This window comes from Ruegeria sp. YKSF070 (assembly GCF_059612725.1).
This window is the reverse complement of the sequence record NZ_JBXWRD010000026.1, coordinates 22,783-46,365: the sequence shown is the minus strand read 5'-3', so window position 1 is coordinate 46,365 and position 23,583 is coordinate 22,783. Positions and strand designations below refer to the sequence as shown.

Below are 23,583 nucleotides of genomic sequence, written 5' to 3'. Positions count from 1 at the left end.
ACCCGTAAGTCATACGCCTGTTACACGTGTTTGTTTTTTGTGGATTAATGACGGCATTTGTGTGTTTCATTCCCCATGTCCGATGCAGACCCCAAACTCCCCCATCGGGGCCACGAACTTCTCGACGTTCTCGCCCGCCTTGGCGGGTCCGCGCGCAACGCCCAGATCGCGCAGGTGATGGACGTCTCAGAAGAGACGGTCCGCCGCCTGGTCAAAACCCTGGCCAAGCAGAGCAAGGTCGAACGGGTGCATGGCGGCACCTACCTACGTGGCTCGCAGGACGCACCGATGTATTCCGGGGCGCTGGAGCAACAGCCCAAGGAAAAGACCCGCATCGCCAAGGGTGTACTCGAGCTGATCCGAGACGGTATGACACTGTTCATCAATGTCGGCTCGACAACCACATATGTCGCCGAACAACTGCGCGAACGGCGCGACCTGACCGTGGTCACCAATTCGATCTCGACCGTCGCGTCGCTGGCAGAACACAATGGTAGCCGCGTGTTTCTTGCCGGGGGCGAGGTGTCGCGCTCGGAACGGGGGTGTTTTGGCCGCGCCACCGAGGAGTTTGCCCGCCAATTCGCCTTTGACGCTTTGGTGATCGGCGCCGATGCGCTATCGCCGGAACTGGGCGTGCTTGCCGCCAATCCGCGCGAGGCCGATCTGACCCGCGCGCTATTGGGCAATGCCAGCCGTGTGATCGTGGCCGCCGATTTCCGCAAGTTCACCGCCCTTGCCCCCTGTATCGCCGCACCGATAGAGGCCGTTACCGACCTGGTGACCGACGCCGCACCGCCGGATGCGCTGCAAGACGCTCTCGACCGTTGCGGGGTGGCTACGCACCTCGCAACAAAATCGGGCCGTATCACGACCCGGACACCGCCGCCCCGGGACAAGGGGCACTCAAACACAAACCACAAAACGCTAACCATTCCGACGGAGGTCTCATGAAACGCATACTTCTCTCCGGCGTCGCCGCCCTGGCCCTGCCCGGCGCCGCGCTTGCCGCCTGTCCCGCCGTGACCGTTGCCGACCCGATGGGGGTCGCCTCGGGCACCTTTCCGCAGCAATACGACCTGGCCGAGTTCCAGTCTGCTGCCGGCTGCACCATGGATTTTGCCGAAAACCCGGCGATTGGTGATCTGAACGCCCGCATCAAGGGCAACCCGGCCCTGCCGCCCCTGGCCGAGCGTCTACCGTCCGAACCGCTGGTCGTCGCCCCCTATGACGGGATCGGCCAGTATGGCGGCCAGTTCGACGCCCTGTCGAACGCCACCGAATCCGGCACCTCGGATTTCCTTTCGGTGCGTCACGTGAACCTGTTCCGCTATTCCGACGACCTGCAAACCGTGGTGCCGAATGTCGCCAAGTCCTGGGAATGGAACGAGGATTTCACCCAGCTGACGGTGCATCTGCGCGCGGGTCACAAATGGTCGGATGGCGCGCCCTTTACCGCCGCCGACGTGGTGTTCTGGTATGACAACCTGATGATGGACACCAATGTCATGGCCGAGCCCAAGGATTACGCCCTGGCCGGTGGCAAGCCTATGAAGGTCGAAGCCGTCGACGACACCACCGTCCGGTTCACGCTGGAAGCGCCCAAGCCGGGCCTGATCGAGACATTCTCGTTCACCTATGTGCAGCCGTTCCAGCCCAAGCATTTCTTTGACCAGTTCCATCCGGCGCTGGATTCCAACGCGGATGCAAATGCGCAAGCTCTGGGCTATGAAAACGGCTATGAGCTGATCAAGGCCTATTACGGCAACTCGGACTGGATGGACACGCCCTCGCCCATGCTGACCGCGGGCGACAAGCTGGCCGGGCTGCCCAAGGACACCATGCCGACGCTGGAAAGCCATATACTGGTGAAGGAAACCACCGAGGGCCGGCACTATGTCGCCAACCCCTATTTCTTCCAGGTGGACACCGCCGGCAACCAGCTGCCCTATATCTCGGAGATGGACGAGACCTATGTGGGTGATGAGGAAGTACGCACGCTGAAACTGTTGAACGGCGAGGTGGATTACAAGTCGCAGGCGGTCAACCTGACCCAGGCGCCGGTGCTGCTGGAAGGCCAGGAAAAGGGCAACTACACCGTCGACGTGAAACCGGGCATCGCCAGCGCGACGCTGACCTTCAACGTCACCTCCGAAGACATGGGCAAGCGCGCGATCTTCAACGATGTGCGGTTCCGTACCGCCATGTCGGTGGCCATCGACCGCGATCAGCTGAACGAAGTCGTGGCATTTGGCCTGGGCACGCCCAACCAGTATATCGGCTTCTCGCCGCGTCCCGATTTCATCGACGAGAAATGGTCGAACCACGAAATCGCGTTCGACCCCGACCGCGCCCGCGCCCTGCTGGACGAGATCGGCGTTGTCGACAAGGACGGAGACGGTGACCGCGATCTGCCCAATGGCGATCCGTTCGTCCTGGACTGGCAGTTCTCGACCCAAGCCAGCTCCTCGCAGTTGGTGGAACTGATCGCCCAGAACTGGACCGATGTGGGTGTCACCACCACCATCAAAGAGGTCACCTCGGACGAATACCGCTCGTCGCAATCGGCCAACACGCTGGACGTGATGATGTGGGGCAAGGGCCAGCCCGCCGGTTCGATCCTGGGCGATGGCGAGATCTGGGTGCCGCCCTTTGACGGCTATTTCGACGTACGCACCGGCATGCTCTGGGCCGAGTGGATCAGCTCGAACGGCTCTGCCGGGGTGGAACCGCCCGCTTGGGTCGCCGAACTGAAAGGCGCGCTGGACACCTACCAGTCGAGCGCTCCGGGCACCGAAACCTCGATTGCCGCCGCGCAGAAGATGGTCGAGATCATGACCGGCGAGCTTCTGTTCATCGGTACCATCAACGCCCCGGCGCCGGTCTATCACTCGAACAAGCTCAAGAACTTCCCCGAGTTCAAGACGCAGTCCTACGAGTTCTACCGGACCTATCCCTATCGCCCCGCCCAGTGGTGGCTGAGCGAATAAGGACATCCCGGAAACGGGCGGCGCGGCTGCCCGTTTCTCCTTCCCTTCAACGAGGTCTCGATGCTTCATTTCGCGCGATTTGCCGCCACGCGGGCGGTTATGGCATTGATCACGCTGGTGATCGTGTCGCTGATCGTCTTCTCGCTAATGGAGCTGGTTCCCGGCGACTGTGCCGAGCGCTATCTGGCCTACAAGAACACCCAAGGCTCCGCCATCACGCTGGCCGATATCGCGGCCGAGCGCGCCCGGCTGGGGCTGGATCAACCCTTCCTGACCCGCTGGACCAGTTGGCTGGCGGGCGCGTTCCAGGGCGATTTCGGCGATAGCTGCATCCTGCGTGTCGATATCGCGCAACTCTTGGGCGACAAGTTCTGGATTTCTCTCTGGATCTGTCTGGGCGCGCTGTTCGTGGCCTATATGATCGCCATTCCGGTCGGCATCATCTCGGCCGCCTCGCGCAATCCCTACCTGAACAACTCGCTGCGCGTGGTCAGCTATCTGGGGCTGGCGATGCCCAATTTCCTGCTGGCGCTGATGGTGATGCTGATCTCGACCGTCTATTTCGGCGAGACGCTGACGGGCCTGTTTTCGCCCGAATACAAGGAGGCGCCCTGGTCGGTCGACCGGGTGCTGGACCTGTTGAAACATGCCTGGCTGCCTGTGTTTATCCTGGGCTGGTCGGCCACTGCTTTTGCCCTGCAAACCGTGCGCGCGCTGATGTCGGACGAGATCGGCAAGCTATACGTCACCGCCGCCGCCGCGCGCGGGCTTTATGGCCGGCGCCTGCTGTGGCGCTATCCGGCGCGGCATGCGCTGGGGCCGATCGTCAATTCGCTGGGTTTCGACCTCAACCGTATCTTCAACGAACTGCCCATCGTGGCGCTGATCCTGACCCTGACCGAGGCCGGATCGCTGCTGCTCGAAGCCCTGGCGCGCTCGAACGACCAGCAACTGGCGGGCGCCATCATTTTCCTTCTGACCGCCTCGATCGTGACGTTGAACTTTGCCACCGACATCCTGCTGGCGGTTATCGACCCGCGCGTGCGCAAGAGCATCCTGAGGTGATCCGATGACAGCCCCAAGCCAGACCGCCAAGGAAGCCTATTTCACCGCCTCGCAGCGGCAGTTGATCTGGGCACGGTTCAAGAAACAGCGCGCCGCCATGGTGGCGGCCACCGTGCTCGTGGTGCTGATCCTGTCGGGCCTCTTTGCCCCCTTCCTGTCGCCCTATGACCCCACCGTCGCGGGGCGGGACAAGGATTACCTGAACGGCGCGCCGCAGATCCCTAAATTCTGCGACAAGAACGGCTGTTCCCTGCGCCCCTTCCTGCACACGGTCACCCGTGAACGCTCGCTTGCCACCAATTTTCGCTGGGTGGAAAAGGTGAACGAGGATGAACGGCGCTATGTGCAGTTCTTCGTTCAGGGCGACAGTTACAAGCTGTTCGGCTTCATCCCCGGCAACATCCACCTGTTCGGCATGGATCAGGGCTATGTCCACCTGTTCGGCACCGATAGTGCAGGCAAGGATATCTTCAGCCGCACCCTGCATGCGGTCTGGACCTCGCTGCAGGTCGGAACGCTTGGGGTTCTGATCTCTTTCGTGCTGGCGCTCGCCATCGGGGGGATCGCGGGCTATTATGGCGGCATGATCGACAGCGTGATCCAGATGGTGACGGACGCGGTGCGCACCATACCCTCGATCCCGCTTTTCATGGCCATCGCCGCCTTTATCCCGCCGGAATGGTCGGCCGAGACGCGGTTCTTTGTCATTACCCTGATCCTGGGGCTGGTCGGCTGGCCGACGCTGGCGCGCCGGGTGCGCACGCACCTGCTGACCGAGCGCAATCAGGAATACGTGCTGGCCGCGCAGCTATGCGGCGCCTCGCCCAGCCACATCATCCGCCGCCACCTGCTGCCCAGTTTCACCAGCTATATCATCGTCGATCTGGTGATCTCGTTTCCCTATGTCGTGCTCAGCGAAACCGCGCTCAGCTTTATCGGGCTTGGCCTCAAGGACCCGGTCAACAGCCTGGGCGTGATGTTGCAGAACGTGACCAAGGCCGACGTGCTGCTGAACTATCAGTGGTACTTCATCCCGGTCTTGTTCTTCATCGCGCTGGTCATGGCCTTTGTCTTTGTCGGCGATGGTCTGCGCGACGCGGCCGATCCCTATTCGGAGAGCCGCAAATGAGCCTGATCGACGTCGAGAACCTGACGCTGCAATTCCGCACCGACGAGGGGCTTATCACCGCGGTCGAGGATGTGTCGTTCTCGCTCGCCCCAGGCGAGGTGATGGGGCTGGTGGGCGAAAGCGGTTCGGGCAAGTCGGTGACCGCCAAGGCGCTGATGAAGCTGAACGCCGCCAATGCCGTTTACGACCCCGCTACCCGGATCACCCTGCACCTGGACGGCGGGCCGGTGGATGTGATGTCGCTGAAACGCCCGCGCGACATGGAGATCGTGCGTGGCGGCGCTGTCAGCATGATCTTTCAGGAGCCGATGGCCAGTTTCGCGCCAGCAATGACCATCGGCAGCCAGATGGTGGAACAGCTGCTGATCCACACCGATCTGAGCAAACGCGCCGCGCGCGACCTGTCTATCGAGATGCTCGACCGGGTCGGCATCTCTGATGCGGCCAGCCGGTTCAACCAATACGCGTTCGAACTGTCCGGCGGCATGCGCCAGCGCGCGATGATCGCCATGGCACTGTCGACGCGGCCCAAGCTCCTGATCGCCGACGAGCCGACCACGGCGCTGGATGTGACCATCCAGGCGCAGGTGATCGACCTGATGAAGGATCTGGTGGCCGAGTTCGGCATGGGCATCATCTTTATCACCCATGACCTGGGCGTGGTGGCACAGACCGCCGACAAGGTGGCGGTGATGTATCTGGGCCGCATGGTCGAGCAGGGTCCTGTACGCGAGGTGATACGAAACCCGCGTCACCCCTATACCCGTGGCCTGATCGACGCGCTGCCGCAGCTGGACGATCTGGACAAACCCTTGCAGCCGGTACCGGGCGACATCCCCTCGCCGCTGGAACGGCCCGACGGCTGCGTGTTCCACACCCGCTGTACCCGGATCATCGGCGATATCTGCCGTACAGCGGTGCCGGGCTGGGCCGATACCGGCCCGGATCACCGCACCGCCTGCCATCTCTGCCATCAGGACACCGCCGCATGACCGAGGAACTGCTGATCGAGACGCGCGACCTGACGGTGGGCTTTCCCGTGGGCGGGCGTCTCTTCAACAAGAAGACGCTCAAGGCGGTGGACGGGATTTCCATCGGTATCCCGCGCGGGTCGTTCTTTGGCGTGGTGGGCGAAAGCGGCTCGGGCAAGACCACGCTGGGCCGGGCGCTGCTCAACGCGGTGCCGATCACCGGCGGCCATGCAACCTATGACGATGGCGAGGTGCGTTACGACCTCGCCACCCTGTCCGGCGCCGAGTTGAAGGATTATCGCAAGCGCGCGCAACTGATCTTTCAGGATCCCTATGCCGCGCTCAGCCCGCGCATGACCGTGCGCGACATCATCGCCGAACCGCTCGAGGTGATGGGGCTGACCGCCTCGCGCGAGGAAACCGATGCCCGCGTGCGCGAGATCGCGGCGAAATGCCGGTTGAACCTGGAACATCTGCGCCGCTTTCCGCATGCCTTCTCGGGCGGACAGCGGCAGCGGATCTCGATCGCGCGCGCGCTGGTCTCGGGGCCGCGTTTCGTGGTGGCCGACGAATCCGTCGCCGCGCTGGATGTGTCGATCCAGGCCGATATCCTGAACCTGCTGAAGAACCTCCAGTCCGAGCTGGGCCTGACCTATATGTTCATCAGCCACGACCTGAGCGTGGTGGCCCATAGCTGTGACCATGTGGCGGTGATGTATCTGGGCCGGATCGTGGAAAGCGCGCCGACCCGCAAGCTGTTCGCAGCACCGCGCCACCCCTATACCAAGGCGCTGTTTTCAGCGATCCCGTCGCTCGACCCCGATGACCGGGACCGTGCGCAAAGGCTTGAGGGTGAGATCCCCTCTCCCACCAACCAGCCCCCTGGGTGCAAGTTCCACACCCGCTGCCCGCATGCGACGGACCTGTGCAAAACACGCGAACCCGTGTTGCAAACAGAGGGCGGCCACGCGGTTGCCTGCCACCGCTGGCAAGAGCTTCTTTAGACTGCGGTTTTTACGAGGGTTGCGCTGCAGGATCGCCTGAACGGGTCAGGCGCCTCCTTCACCTGTCCCAGAAAGCGATTGCTTTTTTGATTTGTTAGCGCTAACAAATTCTCAACTGAGCCAACCGGGCACATCGATGGAGGACGGCATGACACTGAAAGTGGCAATCAACGGCTTTGGCCGCATCGGTCGCGGGGTGCTGCGGGCGCTGGTCGAAAGCGGCGCCGAGGATATCGAGGTGGTGGCGATCAACGACCTTGCCAGCCCCGAGACCCTGGCGCATCTGCTGAAATACGACAGCGTGCATGGCCGTCTGCGGGCGCGGGTACTGGTCGAGGGCGACCGCATGATCGTGGGCCGCAACAGCATCCGCCTGACAGCGATCCGCAACCCCGAGGATCTGCCCTGGTCCGATGTGGATATCGCTTATGAATGCACCGGGCTGTTCACTGCGCGCGAACAGGCCGCGCGGCATCTGGAGAACGGGTCGAAACGGGTGCTGATCTCGGCCCCCGGCAAGGAAGCGGACCGTACCGTGGTCTTTGGCGTCAACGACAATACGCTGACCGCTGACGATCTGATCGTGTCCAATGCCTCGTGCACCACCAATTGCCTGGCACCGGTGGCGATGGTGCTGGACCGCGCCTTTGGCATCAAGACCGGCTACATGACCACGATCCACGCCTATACCGGCGACCAGCCGACCCATGACACCGCGCATCGCGATCTCTATCGCGCGCGGGCGGCCTCGGTCTCGATGATCCCCACCTCGACCGGCGCGGCGCGCGCCATTTCCGAGGTGCTGCCGCATCTCAAGGGCCGGCTCGAAGGCTCGGCGATCCGGGTGCCCACGCCCAATGTCTCGCTGGTCGATCTGAGTTTCGTGCCCGAGCGTCCGGCCACCCGCGAGGCGGTGAACGCCGCCATCCGCGCCGCCGCCGAGGGGCCGCTGGCCGGTATCCTCGCTTATGAAGAGGATCCGCTGGTCTCGGTCGATTTCAACCATGACAGCCATTCCTCGTGCTTTGCGGCCGCCCAGACCAGCGTCACCGCGGACGGGCTGGTGCGGGTGGTCAGCTGGTATGACAACGAATGGGGCTTTTCAAACCGGATGTTGGATACCGGGCGCCGGATCGGCGCGTTGCTGCTTGCCCCCCAGCGGTTGGCGGGTTGAGCCATCAGGCCGGGCCCTTTTCCCCTCCTCGGGGCCGGCCTCTCTTGCCCCCGCGCACATGACGCGCCAGACTCGGGCCATGTGCGACACACGCCCGCCCCCCGTCTACAAACTGCGCCTCGTTTTTGGCGAAACCGGCATGATTGGTCCGGGCAAGGCGGCGTTGCTGGACCATATCGCGCAAACCGGTTCGATCGCGGCGGCTGGGCGCGCGATGGGAATGAGTTACAAGCGGGCCTGGCAATTGGTCGAGACGATGAACGCCATGTTCCGTGACCCGGTGGTGACGCGTGCTCGAGGCGGTGCCCAAGGTGGCAGCGCCACCCTGACCCCGACCGGGCAAGAGGTTCTGGCCGCCTACCGCCGGTTCGAAACCGCCTGCCACAGCGCGGGCGCCCCACATGCGGAACATCTGCAATCCCTGCTACGAAAGGACGAGACCGGCAGTTAGCCCTTGCACCTGCCCGCGCCCATAGCGATATTTCCATCCAGACATATCGCTTGCCGGAGCCGTCGTTGACCCTTTCCCTGTTCCTTCGTGCGCTCACTTGCGCCCTGCTGCTGGCCGGACCTGCGCACGCGGAACAGATCACCGTCTTTGCCGCGGCCAGCCTGAAAACCGCGCTGGACGAGATCGCCACCGGGTTCGAGGCAGCGACAGGAAACAGCGTTGCTCTATCTTTTGCCGGATCCTCGGTTCTGGCGCGTCAGATCGGGCTGGGCGCACCAGCTCAGGTATTTGTCTCGGCCAATCCCGGCTGGATGGACTGGCTGGCTGATCAGGGCCGAATCGACCCTGCCAGCCGGCGCGACCTGGTGTCAAACCGGCTGGTTCTGATCGCCCCGGCGGGACACGCGCCTAACGGAACCCCGGCTGATCTGACCTCCAGCACCGGACGGATCGCCATGGCGCTCGTCGAAGCGGTGCCAGCGGGAATTTATGGCAAGGCAGCGCTGACTCATCTGAGCCTGTGGGACCAACTCGCACCGCGCGTGGTCCAGACCGACAATGCCCGCGCCGCGCTGGCGCTGGTGGCCACCGGCGCCGTGCCCTTTGGCATCGTCTATGCCACCGATGCGCGCGCCGACCCGCGCGTCACTCAGCTGATGACCTTTGCCACCGACAGCCATCCGCCGATCCTGTATCCAGCCGCATTGGTCGCGGGACAAGAGAATGCCGCGGCGCGTTCCTTCCTTGTGCATCTGTTTGGCACCGAGGCGCAGGCGGTCTTTGTCCGGCATGGTTTCCTGCCGGTGGAGGATTGACCCATGGCGTGGCTCGGCCCTGATGAATGGCAGGCGGTGGCCCTGTCGCTGAAGGTCTCGGCCTGGGCGACGGCGCTGTCGCTGCCGCTTGCGCTTCTCGTGGCGCATGCGCTGGCACGCGGGCGGTTTCCTGGCAAGACGCTGCTCAACGGGCTGGTGCACCTACCGCTGATCCTGCCCCCGGTGGTCACCGGCTATCTGCTGCTGCTCAGTTTCGGCCCCACCGGCACGCTGGGTCAGGCGCTGGCCTCGCTTGGTCTGACACTGGCCTTTCACTGGACCGGGGCGGCGCTGGCGGCTGCAGTGATGGGTTTTCCGCTGATGGTCCGCGCCATCCGCCTGTCTATCGAGGCGGTTGACCCGAAACTGGAACAGGCCGCCGCCACGCTGGGTGCCTCGCGCATCTGGGTATTTGCCACCGTCACCCTGCCCTTGATCCTGCCTGGCCTGATCGCCGGGGCGATCCTTGGCTTTGCCAAGGCGATGGGAGAGTTCGGGGCGACGATCACCTTTGTTTCGAACATACCCGGCCAGACGCAAACTGTGCCCTCGGCCATCTATGCCTTCTTGCAGGTGCCGGGCGGGGAGAGCGCCGCGGCGCGGCTGGTGTTGATCTCAGTCGTGCTGGCGCTGGGGGCGCTTCTGGCCTCAGAGGTACTGGCCCGGCGCGCTGCCAGACGGGTGGCGGGCATATGAAGCTTGAAGTTGAACTGCGCCATCCGATGCAGGGTTTCACACTGGACGTGGCCTTTGCAGCGCCGCCTGGTCTGACCGTACTGTTCGGGCGCTCGGGCAGCGGCAAGACCACGGTGATCAACGCGGTGGCCGGTCTCTTGCGCCCCGAACGGGGGCGTGTCGCGCTGGGGGACCAGTTTCTACAGGATAGCGCCAGTCGAATCTGGCTGCCGCCGCATCGTCGGCGCATGGGTTATGTGTTTCAGGACGCGCGCCTGTTCCCGCATCTGACCGTGCGGCAAAATCTGGGCTATGGTCGCTGGTTCTCAGGCCGGGCCGGCCCTACCTCGCCTGCACAGGTGATCGAGATGCTGGGGATAGGCTCTTTGCTAGACCGCCGCCCCGGTGCCCTGTCGGGAGGTGAGCGTCAGCGGGTCGCGATCGGCCGCGCGCTCCTGTCCAATCCGCGTACGATCCTGGCGGACGAACCGCTCGCCGCCCTGGACGAGGCGCGCAAGGCCGAGATCCTGCCCTATCTGGAAAGGCTGCGTGACGAGACCCGGATCCCGATCCTCTATGTCAGCCATTCCGCCGCCGAGGTCGCCCGGCTGGCCACGACCGTCATCGTGCTACAGGACGGTCGCGTGATCCGGCAGGGCAGCGCCGCCGAGGTGTTGGCCGACCCCGCCGTCACTCCGCTGGGCGCCCGCGCCGCGGGCGCGATCCTGACAGCGCGGGTGATTGCCCATCACACCGACGGCCTGACCGAACTTGAGGCCGGAGGCGAACGCCTGTTCCTGCCGCGCATAGCACAGCCCGAGGGCACGGCGCTGCGCCTGCGCATCCCCGCGCAAGAGGTGATCCTGTCACGCCAGCGCCCCGAGGGGCTTTCGGCGCTTAATATCCTGTCCGGTCATGTAGCGCAGATCCGCAGCGGTGACGGGCCGGGTGCCTTGGTCTCGGTATCCACCCGCGCGGGCACCGTGCTGGCCCGCATCACGCGCCGATCGGCCGCTGCTCTGGAACTGACCACGGGCGCGCCCTGCCACGCTGTCATCAAGTCGGTCGCCATCGCACCCGAGGATATCGGACGCTAACATCACGCGAACGACGAATGCCCCTTGCGCATGTTCCGCCGCTTGGCTAAACCCGCTCGGCACGGGTGATTAGCTCAGTTGGTAGAGCGCTTCGTTTACACCGAAGATGTCGGGAGTTCGAGTCTCTCATCACCCACCATCCCCGCATGAGACACACGCGTTCGCCGGCCTCGGAACGCCACATAGAATCAAAAAAAGCCCGATGCCTTGCGGCACCGGGCGTATGTCTTGAAAGAGCCTTTTGGCTGCCACCACTCACTCTAATCGCAGCCCTATTAGGCGCTCTACTCTAAAGAAATCCAGATTTGTGTCAATATGATACCCCTCGAAAACTTGGCAGCTAGCCTGTTGTGCTATAAAACTGTGCAAAAAGCCGCTCAGAAAAATCAGGACCACTTCCCCGAATGCAGACCCTCTCGAAGCTGGCGGAACTGCGCCGATTGTTGCACAGCATGGAACGTACACTTGGCCTGCAAGACCTGAGTCCGGTCGAGCGAGACATCTACTACGCGGCCAGCGAGTTGTCAGAAGATGACAGCCGGGTCCGTACCGTCGGGTTGATAGAACACGCACTTCTTGAAACGGTATCGCGGCCGACTTTCTTTCGGGCGCTGAAATCTCTGGTAAACAAGGGATACCTTACGCAATGCAGCACCATGAACCGGGGCTGCTATGTCGTCCGCTCTCCAGATAACTGAGCCCGCACATGGGCACTAAAGAGGGCAGTTTAGGCCAGCTGGGCGTCGAAACAGCCGTGGTTTCGGGCGCATATTTTGCCACGATCCTGATAACTTTCGAACTGGTACTCCCCCTCCAGAGCCTGATCTTTCCCGAGTATTCGAGCCGGGCCAGCCTGCTGTTCCTGCCGCATGGGGTCCGTGTCCTTTCCGCGTGGCTGCTGGGATGGCGCGCGATCCCGGCCCTGCTGCCCGGGGTAATTGCCACATTTCTCTATGTTGGCGGCATGGATATACTGCTGCCCAGCCGTCTGTTCGCCATAGCGATAGCAGTTGGCACGGTTCCGGCCTGTTTTCACCTGCTTCGGACCCTCGGATTTGACCTGTTCCCGAACCGCTTGCGCCCGCCCTGCTGGCTGTGCGTGATGGGTGTGGGCATCGTGACCTCTCTGATTATCGCCAGCTTGACCAATCTCGCCTTTGGCAGCGATCCGGTCGAGGCGGTCGCGTATCTGATCGGCGATGTGTCGGGCTTGTTCTTCGGCATGCTGGCACTACTCTATGCGCTTCGCGCCTTTGGTCGGCGTCTCTGATCCTGCGCTGCATGCGCGAAATCATCACGTAATTTTCGGTCCATTTCTTCGCATTCCTCGCATTTTTGTTGCGCTGCATGTGCAAAATGATATGACCGGACGGACCAAGAGAGGATGTGATTCATGGCCCATGACGGACAGGACCCGATGACGATGACCACGCAAACCGTTCTTTTGCCCGACCTTCTCAGCCTGACCGGCGCGGCGCTTGCCCCGGTGGATGCACTGTTCGAGCGCGCCCGCGAAACCGTGCGCGAGATGGTGAGCGAAGGCGGTCGCGTGTCGGGGGCCCTGCTCGACGCCAACCAGACCGCCGCACATGGCCTGTCCTGGCTCGCCACCTACCAACAGTCTCTGCACCAGATGCAGCGCTGGGCCGAAGCATTGCAGGCCGATGGCAAATTCGGCGAGATCGAACAGCTGATTCACCAGATCGCCTTTGGTGAGTACCTGCACCAGCTGGCCGGCGGTATCCCGATGAACCAGGGCGAGGTCGTGCGGCTTCAGGATCTGGGTCTGGGCTGGGACGCCCTGTCGGGCTTCCAGGCCACCGAAGTACAGACCCTGATGGCGAAGGCAAACACCCAGACCGCGCGCACTCGTCTGGTCGAGCTGATGCAGGAGCAGGCCGGCGCCACCATGTTCGGCGCCTCGGGTCTGGACGAAGAGCTGGAGATGATCCGCGACCAGTTCCGCCGCTATGCGGTGGAAAAGGTTGAACCCTTTGCCCATGACTGGCACCTCAAGGACGAGCTGATCCCGATGGAGGTGATCGAGGAACTGGCCGAGATGGGCGTGTTCGGCCTGACCATCCCCGAGGAATTCGGCGGCTTTGGCCTCAGCAAGGCGTCGATGGTTGTCGTTTCCGAGGAACTCAGCCGTGGTTATATCGGCGTCGGCTCGCTGGGCACCCGGTCCGAGATTGCCGCCGAACTGATCATCGCGGGCGGCACCGACGAACAAAAGGCCAGCTGGCTGCCCCGCATCGCCAGCGCCGAGATCCTGCCCACTGCTGTCTTTACCGAGCCGAACACCGGTTCCGACCTTGGCAGCCTGCGCACGCGCGCGGTCAAGGACGAGAACGGCGATTACAAGGTGACCGGCAACAAAACCTGGATCACCCATGCCGCGCGCACTCATGTGATGACGCTGCTGGCGCGCACCGATCCCAACACCACCGACTATCGCGGCCTTTCCATGTTCCTGGCCGAAAAGACGCCGGGTACCGATGCCGAGCCCTTCCCCACCCCCGGCATGACCGGCGGCGAGATCGAGGTTCTGGGCTATCGCGGCATGAAGGAATACGAGCTGGGCTTTGACGGGTTCCACGTCAAGGGCGAGAACCTGCTTGGCGGAGAAGAGGGCAAGGGCTTCAAACAGCTGATGGAGACCTTTGAAAGCGCCCGTATCCAGACCGCCGCCCGCGCCATCGGCGTGGCGCAATCGGCGCTGGATATCGCCATGCAATATGCGCAGGACCGCAAACAGTTCGGCCGCGCCTTGATCGCCTTTCCCCGCGTCTCCAGCAAGCTGGCGATGATGGCGGTCGAGATCATGATCGCCCGCCAGCTGACCTATTTCAGCGCCTGGGAAAAGGATCACGGCCACCGCTGCGATCTCGAGGCCGGGATGGCCAAGCTGCTGGGCGCCCGCGTGGCCTGGGCCGCGGCCGACAACGGCTTGCAGATCCATGGCGGTAACGGCTTTGCGCTGGAATACAAGATCAGCCGCGTGCTCTGCGATGCGCGCATCCTGAACATCTTTGAAGGGGCCGCCGAAATTCAGGCCCAGGTGATCGCCCGCCGCCTGCTGGGCTGATCCATCTTCAACGGTTTGAAAAGCCCGGCCTTGTGCCGGGCTTCTTCGTTGCCTCAGGTCACCCGCAGGAACCCGGTCAACCCGGTTTTCTGATGCTCGATCACATGGCAATGGAACGCCCAGTCGCCCGGATTGTCGGCCACCAGCGCGATGTCGATCACCTCGTCCTTCAACAGCAGCATCGTATCGGTCCAGAGCGGCGGCAGGCTGCGCCGGTTCGACGCGATCGGCACAAAGGCCAGACCGTGCAGGTGGATCGGATGAATGTTGGGCGATTCGTTGCGCAGGCGTAAAACATAGCTCTTGCCGCGTTCCAGCACCGCCAGTGGCGCCGTGCCCGTCGCCCCATCACCAGCCCAGGGCGTGCGGTTGATCGACCAGAACGTATAGCCCAGCGTGCCGCAAAACCCGTCATTGGGCGCATTCCCCTCTGGCGTCCAGCCAAAGACAAACTCGTGCAGTTCGGCGCGGTCGAGGTCGGGCTGGGCCAGCGGGTTCCGTGCCAGCGGTTTCAACTCGGCCAGATCGCGCGCGGGACCAGAGCCGACAGCGCGCAGCCCGGCCATCAGCCGGGGCGGCTGGCCGGGCAGATCGGCCATCAGGCCGACCTGCCGCCCCTCCTCCACCGGCATAGCCAGCGCCAGATCGACCCGTTGACCGGGCGCCAGCAACAGCGGCGCACCCGCGCGCGGCACCGGCATCGCGATGCTGACCGGGTGCCCATCCCAGGCGATGATCCTCGCCATACCGCCATCGAGATAGAGCTTGTAGATCCGCGTCGTGTCGGTATTGACCACCCGCAGCCGCACCAAAGACCCGGCGCTGTGATCATAGACAGGCCCCTGCCGCCAGTTGGCGGTCTGCAAATTGCCCATGGTACCGCCCCGCGCTGCGCCCCGCGCGGTAAAGGCCGGCAGGAAGGCATCCGCCGCGTCCAGCCGGAAATCGCGCAGATTTATGACCTCTTCACTGTCAAACCCCGGGTCCTCGGCCTCGGCGATGACCATCACCCCGGTCAGGCCATGGGCCATCTGCTCCATCGTCATGCAATGAGGGTGATACCAATAGGTGCCCGCATCGGGCGGGGTGAAGGCATAGGCGAACCTCTCGTCCGGGCCGATCGGCATCTGGGTCAGATAGGGTACCCCGTCCATCGCGTTGGCGATCCTCAGCCCGTGCCAATGCATCGCGGTGTACTCATCCAGCGTGTTGCGGACAGTGAACCGCATCTCTTGCCCCTGCCGCCCGTACAGAACCGGCGGCGGCGCGTCGGGCGACAGGCTGACCATGCCCAACGTGTCCTGCGCGCGCAGCCGATAGGCGGCGCGCTGGATCACCAGATCCTGCGCCTCGGGCGGCGCGGCGGCCGAACCCAGACGGGCCAGCCCGGCCGCCCCCAACAGGGCGGCCCCACCAAACAACAGATCGCGACGAAACATGCGACACCTCTTTGCGATGATCAGGAAAGAGGCCGGGCTGATTGCTTGGCTGGACCTGAGACACAGGCTGCCATGAGGTCTTGCTAGCCACAATGCGCCCTCTGGTCGCTGCCCGGCAATTGCCCTCTGGCGAGCGCGCGCAAAACCCTGTAGAGGGTGCGACTTGCAACCAGGACCAGCCCATGACCACACGCGCCGGATTTGTCGCCCTGATCGGAGAGCCCAACGCGGGCAAATCGACCCTGTTGAACCGCATGGTCGGGGCCAAGGTGTCGATCGTCACCCACAAGGTTCAGACCACGCGCACGCGCATTCGCGGCGTCGCGATGGAAGGCGAGGCGCAGATCGTCTTTGTCGACACGCCGGGCCTGTTCCAGCCGCGCAGGCGGCTTGACCGCGCCATGGTCGCCGCCGCCTGGGGCGGCGCGGCGGATGCCGATATCGTGGTGCTGATGGTCGAGGCGCATCGCGGCATCACCGAAGGGGTGGAGCGCATCCTCGAAGGGCTGGCCGAGATTGCCAAGGGCCGCACCGTGGCGCTGGCCATCAACAAGATCGACCGGGTGCCCGCGGAAAAGCTGCTGGGCCTGTCCGAGGCGCTGAACGCGCGGTTCGAGTTTGCCCGCACCTTCATGATTTCGGCCGAGCGGGGCCACGGGGTCGACGACCTGCGCAAATGGCTGGCGGCGGAACTGCCCGAGAGCCCCTGGCTCTATCCCGAAGACCAGATCGCCGATCTGCCGATGCGGATGATCGCCGCCGAGATCACCCGCGAGAAACTGACCCTGCGCCTGCACCAGGAACTGCCCTATCAGCTGACCGTCGAGACCGAGAACTGGGAAGAGCGCAAGGACGGCTCGGCCCGGATCGACCAGGTGATCTATGTCATGCGCGACGGGCACAAGGGCATTGTGCTGGGCAAGCGCGGTGAAACCGTCAAGGCTGTGGGACAGGCGGCGCGGGCCGAGCTGGAAGAGTTCCTGGACCGCAAGATCCACCTCTTCCTTCAGGTCAAGGTGCGCCCCAACTGGCTGGAAGAGGCCGAGCGCTATTCCGAGATGGGCCTCGATTTCAAGGACGGCAACTGAGGCGCGCAGGCCGAGATTTTTCGACGAAAAATCTCTCGCGCCGCCGAAAGGAAAGTGCATGGCGAGACTGACGGCGGATTTCTGGGTACATGCCTATCTGGCACGCCTGCGCCTGATGAATATCCCCGCCTATGTCATGTCGCATGGCGACGACACAGCCGGCGCAGTTCTGGTGAAGCTCAACACGCTTGACGGGCAGGCGGTGGCCTATCACCGCGAATACGATCTGATGAGCGGCGCGCAATCCTGGGCAGTTCTGACCAGCGGGCCGGAATTCGAGGTGGATGCAGCGATCACCCGTCAGCGTGGCTTCGACCCCGATCTTTGGGTGATCGAGGTCGAAGACCGCGAGGGGCGCCATCTGCTGGATCAGGACGGGCTCTGACCCGTTTTCAAGGCGCCGAACGGGGTGACCGTGTCACCGAACCGGGGTCAGCCCGGGCGGGATATCCTGATAACAGACGGGCCGCAGCCAGCGCCGGATCGACAGCGTTCCGACAGATGTATGTCCGAAATTTGTCGAGGCCGGGAAAGGTCCGCCGTGAACCATCGCATCGGCGACCTCGACACCAGTCGGAAATCCGTTCCAGATCAGTCGCCCGGCCTTGCGCTCCAGGATGCTAAACAGCGCATGCGCCTCGGCCTGGTCTTCCGGATCGCCATGAACCGTTGCCGTCAGCTGGCCCGAGAGGGACCGGGCCAGAGCCACCGCTTCCTCCGGATCGGCAACGGTGATTGCAAGCCCACCCGGCCCAAACGCCTCTTCGGCCATCTCCGCATCGGCCAAAAAGGCATCGGCCGTCGTTCGCAGCAATACCGGCCCCATGTCCCGCCCTTCTTTGGCAACCGTGTTATGGCCTGTGACAACGCCCGATTTCTCTTCCAGCCGGGCAATGCTGACGCGGAAGCCCTGTGCGATCGTATCGCTCAGCATGCACTGCGACGGTGTCTCAGCCAGCGCCTCGACGGCGACTTGCAGGAACCGTTCGGCAATCTCGCCTGCCGGCAAGATCACGAGACCAGGCTTGGTGCAGAACTGGCCTGCACCTTGCGTCAGGGAGGCGGCCCAAGCGCGCGCGATCTCGGCACCACGTCGCAGCCCCGCCCCGCGCAGCACGAACAGCGGGTTGACCGATCCCAATTCACCGTAGAACGGGATGGGCTCCGGGCGCGCCGCACAAAGATCGAACAACGCTCGTCCCCCAGCGGTCGAACCGGTAAAGCCCACGGCCCGCACCAAAGGATGCGTGACGAGCGCCGTGCCGGTCATACGCGTCGCGCTTTGCAACAGGGCAAAGGTACCCGGCGGCAGTCGCTCGGCCTTGCGGGCGGTGTCGACCGCGTCGGCGACAATTTCCGATGTCGCCGGATGGGCCTGGTGGGCCTTGACGATCACCGGGCACCCGACGGCCAGAGCACTGGCCGTATCCCCGCCCGCGACCGAAAAGGCCAGCGGAAAATTCGACGCCGCGAATACCGCGACCGGGCCCACCGGGCGCTGGATCAAGCGCAGGTCGGGTCGGGGCGGGGTGCGCGTGGGCAAGCCCGGATCGTGGCGCTCATCGAGCCAGCCACGGGTCAGAACATGCTGCGCAAACAGGCGCAGTTGGCCGATGGTGCGTACGAACTCGGCCTTGATCCGGGCCTCGGGCAGGCCCGTTTCCGCGCATGCGATCACGGTGATCCGCTCTTCTCGCGCCCTCATCTCGGCGGCGATCCGGTCAAGAAACCGCGCGCGGTGCTGCGCGGTCGTGGCGGCGAACGCGGCAAATGCGTCTTCTGCCGCCCGCGCCGCACCGTCCACCTCTGCGGTGGTCGCAGAAGTGAATCGACGCGCTGCGCCGCTGGCCGGTTCAGACAGGAACTTCTCGCCCTGTCCGGCAAGCCAGCCGCTGCCGATCAGCTGGCCACCGATCTGGTCATCGCGCAGGGCCACGGTTTAGACCGGGAACCAGTTGCGTTTGGGCAGGCTCGAAACCACCGGACCCGGGACCTGCATGTCCAGCCGCCCGGCGATCTGTTTGTCGACGACCTTGGCTGGCTTGTCATGTACCATCAGCAGGAAATCCGAACTGTTCAGCAGCTTCTTGATCGCCGCCTTCTCGGCCCGCTTGCTCCCGGCATGGTTGCCTGTCACCTGCGGTTCGTGATCCTGCGTCTGGCGGTAGGGTTCGACGATCTGGGTGTTGATGTCATAGATCACGTCACCGCAGATCGTGGCACGACCTTCGGCGGTCTGCACATGCACATTCATCGACCCTTCGGTATGGGCATTCGCCGCCTCAAGCGTCACGCCAGGGATCAGTTCGATCTCGCCGGTCAGTTCCAGGTCCTCGAAACGCAACGCACCGGGGGTGTGAATACGTTCCACGAGGTGCTGAATGTCCGGCATCGGGTATTGCGGGTGCATCAACCCCGAGACCGAACATTCCATCTCGCGCCGGTTCACCACGACCGTCGTGTTCATCGGGAACTTGTCGTCCTTGCCTGCGTGATCGATATGCAGATGGGTGTGGCAGATATAGCGAATATCGCCGGGTTTCAGACCATGCTTGGCCAGCTGGTTCTCGATCATGTTCTCGTGAAACTGCAAGCCGCGCATGCCCAGCGACTCCATGATCGCATTGTCGCGATAGCCGGTATCAACCAGCACCGGGTGGCTGCCGCCCAGGATCAGGAAGCCGTAGACCGGTACCCGCTTGACCCGGCCACACTCGTGACCAAGCACCAGGAAGCTCGATTCAAGCTCGATATCGCCATAGTCCAGAACCTTGATTTCCAACGCCATTGGTAGTCCTCCTTGATGGATCGTTCGTATGTCAGTTGATCGGTTTGTCGTGTTGAACCGAGAGATGGGCGGCCAGACCATGCAGTCCGGCGGGAATGTATCCATCGCCGAACCAGACCCGGATCCGGTCCGTCCAGTCGGGCGCCCCGTCCGCCCGAAGCTCCCAGCGCAGAACCGCGCCGTCGGTCGCCGTCACTCCGAAGACCGTCAAAGCCTGCCACATCAGCGACAGCGGGACCGGGGCAGTCCGGGTCAGTATTTCCAGGCGACGATCACGCTCCGCGAAAGCGATCAGTTCTTCTTCCATGCTCAGCCCGTCACGCGTCGCGACATGGCGGACGGCACCCACGCGGGCGCGCGGCGCTTCCACTGAGCGGCTGGACTGGACAGCGGGATGCCAAAGCGCCAGATCGCCCAGAGAACACAACGTTTGCCAGACCTGATCGGCCGGAGCCGGATAGGCAGCGGAACGGATCACCCGGATCATGTTGTCAGCCCCCGCTCCAATGCGGTCAGACCCGGCCGGAACACTTCGTCAACCATGAACCGGCTTGTCTTGTCCTGGCTGGTCGTTGGACAGTTAAACTCTGCCGACCAGCCGACGAAGCTTCCGCCACCCTCGGTCACGGGGATCACCCTCATCTCGGCAAGGTGATCCGTCAGCGCGAAAGGCGCTTCGAGGATCGTGTAGGCCAGCGTAAGATCGTAATCCGACAGCGCGACAAGCTGTTCACGAAACGCGCCACCATCGCGGACGATCAGTTGCCGGACCGCACCGACCTGATCGCCCCGGCAGCCATCCTCGACCGCGCATTGGACGACGCCGGGCAGCCACCGATGCAATCCGCCAAAGTCGCGCAAGACCTGCCAGATACGGTCCGATGGCGCCTTGAGGATCGCCGAATAAAAGACCCGTGGCATGATTATTCCTTGCCCTTCCGGACATCACCCACGTCTTTGTTCGTCTTCGCGTCCCGACGTTCGTCCTGCACGATGCGGTTCAGGTCCGAGGCCTCGCGCAGAAGCCCGCCCTGACGTGCGATATTGGCGCCGTCGATGCCGATGTCGGCCAGCAGGCTGTCGACCAGCGGCGCCTGCACCCGATAGCGCAGAGCCGAATTGATCACTTCATCGGTCGGGCTGCCGCTCTTGCCGGTGCCGGCGCCGTTCGCCCCGATGCCATCCAGCTGCATAATCCTGATATCATTGATCTTTTCCATGGGCTTGACCGAGGCAGCGACGATACCCTCGACATGTTCAAGCAGCTTGCGACGGAACAGGGACATCCGCGCCGGATCGGTCAGGACATTCTCGGCCTCGTTCATCAGGCGTTGAGCTTCGGCCTCGACTGCGCTGCGGATCTTGGCCGCTTCGGCTGCCAGCCTAGCCTCCTGAGCGGCCTTTTCCGCCATGAGAACGTCGATGCTGCTCTTACGGCGGGCGGCTTCGGTTTCCCGGGCGGTCAGGACCTGTTCGGATGCCTCGACGGCACGGGCCTTGGCCAGTTCTGCCTCGGCGCGGGCGGCGGATTCCTCAAGCGATTTCTGGAACAGGATGATGGCCTTTTCCATATTGGCCGCTTCGACGGCCTTCTCGCGACCGATTTCCAGTTGCCGGCGTTCGGTCTCGTGACCAATGCGTGCCTCGTCCAGCCCGCGTTCCGACGCGATGCGCGCGCGCTCGATCTCTTCGTGGCTTGCAATCTCGGCTTCGCGCAACGATTGATGACGAGCGATCTCCAGCTGCTCCAGCGCCCGCCGCCGTTCCAGCCGTGCGGCCTCCAATGTCTTTTCGCGTTCAACCTCAGCCGATTCCACGACAGAGCGGGCCGAGACCTCGGCACGGCGCCATTTTGCATCGGCTTCGGCCTTGGCGCTGCGCTTGGCCGACAGTTCCACCTCGCGGGCAATCTCGGCGGTCTCGACCTCTTCGCGGCTGCGGATGTTGGTGATCTCGCGCTCCTGTTGGCTGGCGATGCGTTCCTGCTCCAGTGCCAGCTCGGTGGTGATGCGCTTGCGCTCAACCGCCTCGCGCTGCGCGATGACCGCGGCGTCCAGAGCCTCGTCGCGGGCGATTTCGCGGGTGCGGGTCGCCTCTTCGGTGGCAATGCGGCGGGCGGCCAGTTCGGCGGCTTGCGCGATGCGCGCCGCCTCGACTGCCTCCTCGGCGGCAACGCGGGCCTCGTCGATCGCCCGGTTACGCTCGATTTCCATCTGGTCGGTTTCAGCCGTTGCCGAGATCCGTTCGGCCTTCACGGCCTTTTCGACCGCGATCCGTTCGGCCTCGACAGCCTTGCGCATCATCAACGCGGCCTGTTCATTGGCCTGCTCACGCTCGATCTCGCGGGTGCGCAACTCTTCTTCGACCGCAATCCGCTTGGCTTCGACCGCCTTGCGTTGTGCGATACGGGCCGCGTCCAGCGCCTCGTCAGCGGCAATGCGCGCCTCATCCACCGCGCGGTTGCGCGCGATCTCGTTGCTGCGGGTTTCGCTTTCGGCTTCGATCCGGGCCGCATCTATCGCCTTGCGCTGCGCGATGCGTTCCGCCTCGACGGCCTGATTTGCAGCGATCTCGGCCTCCTCGACCAGGCGATTGCGCTCGATTTCCAGCGCGCGCACGCGCTGGTCCTCGCTGATGCGCATTTCGCTGATCTTGGCCTGCTGGGCGATGCGTTGCCTTTCGGTCGCTTCCTGCGCGGCGATTTCAGCGGCTTCAAGCGCCTCGCTGCGCGCGATTTCCAGTGCCTTGATCTCCTGCTCGTGGGCGATCCGCGACGCTGTCAGGCTACGGTCCTGTGCAAGTCGCGCCTGTTCGGTCGCTTCGCGCGCCTCGATTTCGGCCGCGTCGATCTGCCGGTTCCTGTCGATCTCTTGGCTGCGGATGGCGCGTTCGGTCGCGATCCGGGCCGTCTCGGTCGCCTCTCGCGCGGCAATCCGGGCATTCTCCGCCTCGGTTTCGCGCTCTGCGCGCTCACGGGCAATCTCGGCTTGTTGCTGGGCGCGGCGCAACTCTATCTCGCGCTCCTGTTCCAGCCGCGCGTGCTCGCTTTCGCGGTCGATATTCAAGGCCTCGCGTTCAGCCGCCAGGTTGCGGTTGCGGATCTGGATCATCGCGCTTTGCTCGATATCGTTGCGCAACCGGCGCTTTTCCTCGATATCGCGGATCAGCGCGGTCATCCCCTCGGCATCGAACCGGTTGGAGGGATTAAAGAACTCGAGCCCTGCTTGGTCGATGTCCAGGATAGCCACCGTTTCCAGCTCAAGCCCGTTGAACCGCAAGTCCTCTTGCACGGTTTCCTTGATCCGTTTGACGACGGTGTGGCGCTGTTCCTGCAAAGTCACCAGATCAAGCTCGGCCACGACAGACCGCAGCGCACTTTCGAACTTGCCCTCCAGAAGCCCCTGAACCTCTTCGCGGTTCAGCGTTCTGCGGCCCAGCCGGCTTGCCGCGATGGATACCGACTCGCGATCCGGCGCAACACGGACAAAGAAGTCCGCCTCGACATCGACCCGGACATGATCATGCGAGATCACCGCCGCTTCCCGGGTGCGGCTGATGCGCAGCGCCAGCGTGTTCATATTGACGGGCGTGATGTCGTGGATGATCGGCCAGACGAAGGCACCACCATCCACGACCACCTTTTCACCCAGGAAACCCGTGCGCACAAAGGCGGTTTCCTTGGTCGAGCGGCGATAGAGCCAGTGCATGACCCAATAGATGATGGCGATCACGATGACCGCAACGATCAGCCACAGGATTAGCTGAGCGATGATTTGTCCGGCTTCCATTTCATATCCTCCCTAGAGGTGCGG

22 protein-coding genes and 1 tRNA gene are annotated in these 23,583 nt (G+C 63.6%); 17 read left to right on the top strand and 6 right to left on the bottom strand.

From position 1 onward, the window contains the following. Window positions 1-75: 75 nt before the first annotated feature. From AC2FL1_RS13840 to AC2FL1_RS13770, 15 genes are all read left to right on the top strand, one after another. Window positions 76-951, top strand: coding sequence for a DeoR/GlpR family DNA-binding transcription regulator (locus tag AC2FL1_RS13840; RefSeq protein ID WP_496829423.1), 876 nt, complete (start codon window positions 76-78; stop codon window positions 949-951). Further along, complete coding sequence (locus AC2FL1_RS13835; protein ID WP_496877330.1) at window positions 948-2,987, top strand: ABC transporter substrate-binding protein; 2,040 nt, start codon at window positions 948-950, stop codon at window positions 2,985-2,987. The genes AC2FL1_RS13840 and AC2FL1_RS13835 overlap by 4 nt, the downstream gene beginning before the upstream one ends. A 60-nt stretch (window positions 2,988-3,047) precedes the next feature. Beyond that, the gene (locus tag AC2FL1_RS13830) at window positions 3,048-4,052 is read left to right on the top strand and encodes an ABC transporter permease (protein ID WP_496877329.1); all 1,005 of its coding nucleotides are present in this window, start codon (window positions 3,048-3,050) and stop codon (window positions 4,050-4,052) included. Window positions 4,053-4,056: 4 nt separating this feature from the next. Further along, complete coding sequence (locus tag AC2FL1_RS13825; protein ID WP_496829419.1) at window positions 4,057-5,181, top strand: ABC transporter permease; 1,125 nt, start codon at window positions 4,057-4,059, stop codon at window positions 5,179-5,181. Beyond that, entirely contained in the window at window positions 5,178-6,173 is a 996-nt protein-coding gene (locus AC2FL1_RS13820; RefSeq protein ID WP_496877328.1) for an ABC transporter ATP-binding protein, read from the top strand. The genes AC2FL1_RS13825 and AC2FL1_RS13820 overlap by 4 nt, the downstream gene beginning before the upstream one ends. Beyond that, complete coding sequence (locus AC2FL1_RS13815; protein ID WP_496877327.1) at window positions 6,170-7,156, top strand: ABC transporter ATP-binding protein; 987 nt, start codon at window positions 6,170-6,172, stop codon at window positions 7,154-7,156. The genes AC2FL1_RS13820 and AC2FL1_RS13815 overlap by 4 nt, the downstream gene beginning before the upstream one ends. Before the next feature lie 148 nt (window positions 7,157-7,304). Continuing rightward, window positions 7,305-8,330 (top strand): type I glyceraldehyde-3-phosphate dehydrogenase, encoded by a 1,026-nt coding sequence (gene gap, locus AC2FL1_RS13810; protein ID WP_496877326.1) that lies wholly within the window; start codon window positions 7,305-7,307, stop codon window positions 8,328-8,330. A 79-nt stretch (window positions 8,331-8,409) separates the two neighbouring features. Continuing rightward, window positions 8,410-8,781, top strand: coding sequence for a winged helix-turn-helix domain-containing protein (locus AC2FL1_RS13805; protein ID WP_496877325.1), 372 nt, complete (start codon window positions 8,410-8,412; stop codon window positions 8,779-8,781). Between the two features lie 65 nt (window positions 8,782-8,846). Beyond that, complete coding sequence (gene modA, locus AC2FL1_RS13800) at window positions 8,847-9,596, top strand: molybdate ABC transporter substrate-binding protein (RefSeq protein WP_496829409.1); 750 nt, start codon at window positions 8,847-8,849, stop codon at window positions 9,594-9,596. A gap of 3 nt (window positions 9,597-9,599) precedes the next feature. Then, the gene (gene modB / locus AC2FL1_RS13795; RefSeq protein WP_496829407.1) at window positions 9,600-10,292 is read left to right on the top strand and encodes a molybdate ABC transporter permease subunit; all 693 of its coding nucleotides are present in this window, start codon (window positions 9,600-9,602) and stop codon (window positions 10,290-10,292) included. After that, entirely contained in the window at window positions 10,289-11,368 is a 1,080-nt protein-coding gene (gene modC / locus AC2FL1_RS13790; RefSeq protein ID WP_496829405.1) for a molybdenum ABC transporter ATP-binding protein, read from the top strand. Before modB ends, modC begins: the two co-directional genes overlap by 4 nt. Before the next feature lie 63 nt (window positions 11,369-11,431). Then, window positions 11,432-11,507, top strand: a tRNA-Val gene (locus AC2FL1_RS13785). Between the two features lie 265 nt (window positions 11,508-11,772). Beyond that, the gene (locus AC2FL1_RS13780) at window positions 11,773-12,066 is read left to right on the top strand and encodes a helix-turn-helix domain-containing protein (RefSeq protein WP_496877324.1); all 294 of its coding nucleotides are present in this window, start codon (window positions 11,773-11,775) and stop codon (window positions 12,064-12,066) included. Window positions 12,067-12,074: 8 nt separating this feature from the next. Further along, window positions 12,075-12,638 (top strand): hypothetical protein, encoded by a 564-nt coding sequence (locus tag AC2FL1_RS13775; protein WP_496829381.1) that lies wholly within the window; start codon window positions 12,075-12,077, stop codon window positions 12,636-12,638. 123 nt (window positions 12,639-12,761) lie between these two features. Further along, a complete protein-coding gene (locus tag AC2FL1_RS13770) occupies window positions 12,762-14,456 on the top strand; it encodes an acyl-CoA dehydrogenase family protein (RefSeq protein WP_496877323.1) in 1,695 nt (564 codons plus the stop codon). Between the two features lie 53 nt (window positions 14,457-14,509). On the opposite strand, the gene AC2FL1_RS13765 is transcribed toward AC2FL1_RS13770, so the two are convergent. Further along, window positions 14,510-15,895: a multicopper oxidase family protein gene (locus AC2FL1_RS13765; RefSeq protein WP_496877322.1), complete on the bottom strand. Its 1,386-nt coding sequence runs from the start codon at window positions 15,893-15,895 to the stop codon at window positions 14,510-14,512. 182 nt (window positions 15,896-16,077) lie between these two features. On the opposite strand from AC2FL1_RS13765, the gene era reads away from it, so the two are divergent. After that, window positions 16,078-16,983, top strand: coding sequence for a GTPase Era (gene era, locus AC2FL1_RS13760; RefSeq protein WP_496829375.1), 906 nt, complete (start codon window positions 16,078-16,080; stop codon window positions 16,981-16,983). Window positions 16,984-17,041: 58 nt separating this feature from the next. Then, window positions 17,042-17,368: a DUF1491 family protein gene (locus AC2FL1_RS13755; RefSeq protein WP_496829373.1), complete on the top strand. Its 327-nt coding sequence runs from the start codon at window positions 17,042-17,044 to the stop codon at window positions 17,366-17,368. A gap of 33 nt (window positions 17,369-17,401) precedes the next feature. Here the strand turns inward: AC2FL1_RS13755 and AC2FL1_RS13750 are convergent, their stop codons facing one another. The 5 genes from AC2FL1_RS13750 to AC2FL1_RS13730 are packed head-to-tail and all read right to left on the bottom strand — an operon-like array spanning window position 17,402 to window position 23,559. Next, on the bottom strand, window positions 17,402-18,919 hold the full coding sequence (locus AC2FL1_RS13750; RefSeq protein WP_496877321.1) for an aldehyde dehydrogenase (NADP(+)): 1,518 nt from the start codon (window positions 18,917-18,919) through the stop codon (window positions 17,402-17,404). Between the two features lie 3 nt (window positions 18,920-18,922). Continuing rightward, the gene (locus AC2FL1_RS13745; RefSeq protein WP_234182801.1) at window positions 18,923-19,771 is read right to left on the bottom strand and encodes an N-acyl homoserine lactonase family protein; all 849 of its coding nucleotides are present in this window, start codon (window positions 19,769-19,771) and stop codon (window positions 18,923-18,925) included. A gap of 31 nt (window positions 19,772-19,802) precedes the next feature. Then, window positions 19,803-20,258, bottom strand: a complete 456-nt coding sequence (locus AC2FL1_RS13740) for an SRPBCC family protein (protein ID WP_496877320.1) — start codon at window positions 20,256-20,258, stop codon at window positions 19,803-19,805. After that, a complete protein-coding gene (locus AC2FL1_RS13735) occupies window positions 20,255-20,692 on the bottom strand; it encodes an SRPBCC family protein (RefSeq protein WP_496829367.1) in 438 nt (145 codons plus the stop codon). The genes AC2FL1_RS13740 and AC2FL1_RS13735 overlap by 4 nt, the downstream gene beginning before the upstream one ends. 2 nt (window positions 20,693-20,694) lie before the next feature. Beyond that, the gene (locus AC2FL1_RS13730) at window positions 20,695-23,559 is read right to left on the bottom strand and encodes a flotillin family protein (RefSeq protein ID WP_496877319.1); all 2,865 of its coding nucleotides are present in this window, start codon (window positions 23,557-23,559) and stop codon (window positions 20,695-20,697) included. Window positions 23,560-23,583: the final 24 nt, after the last annotated feature.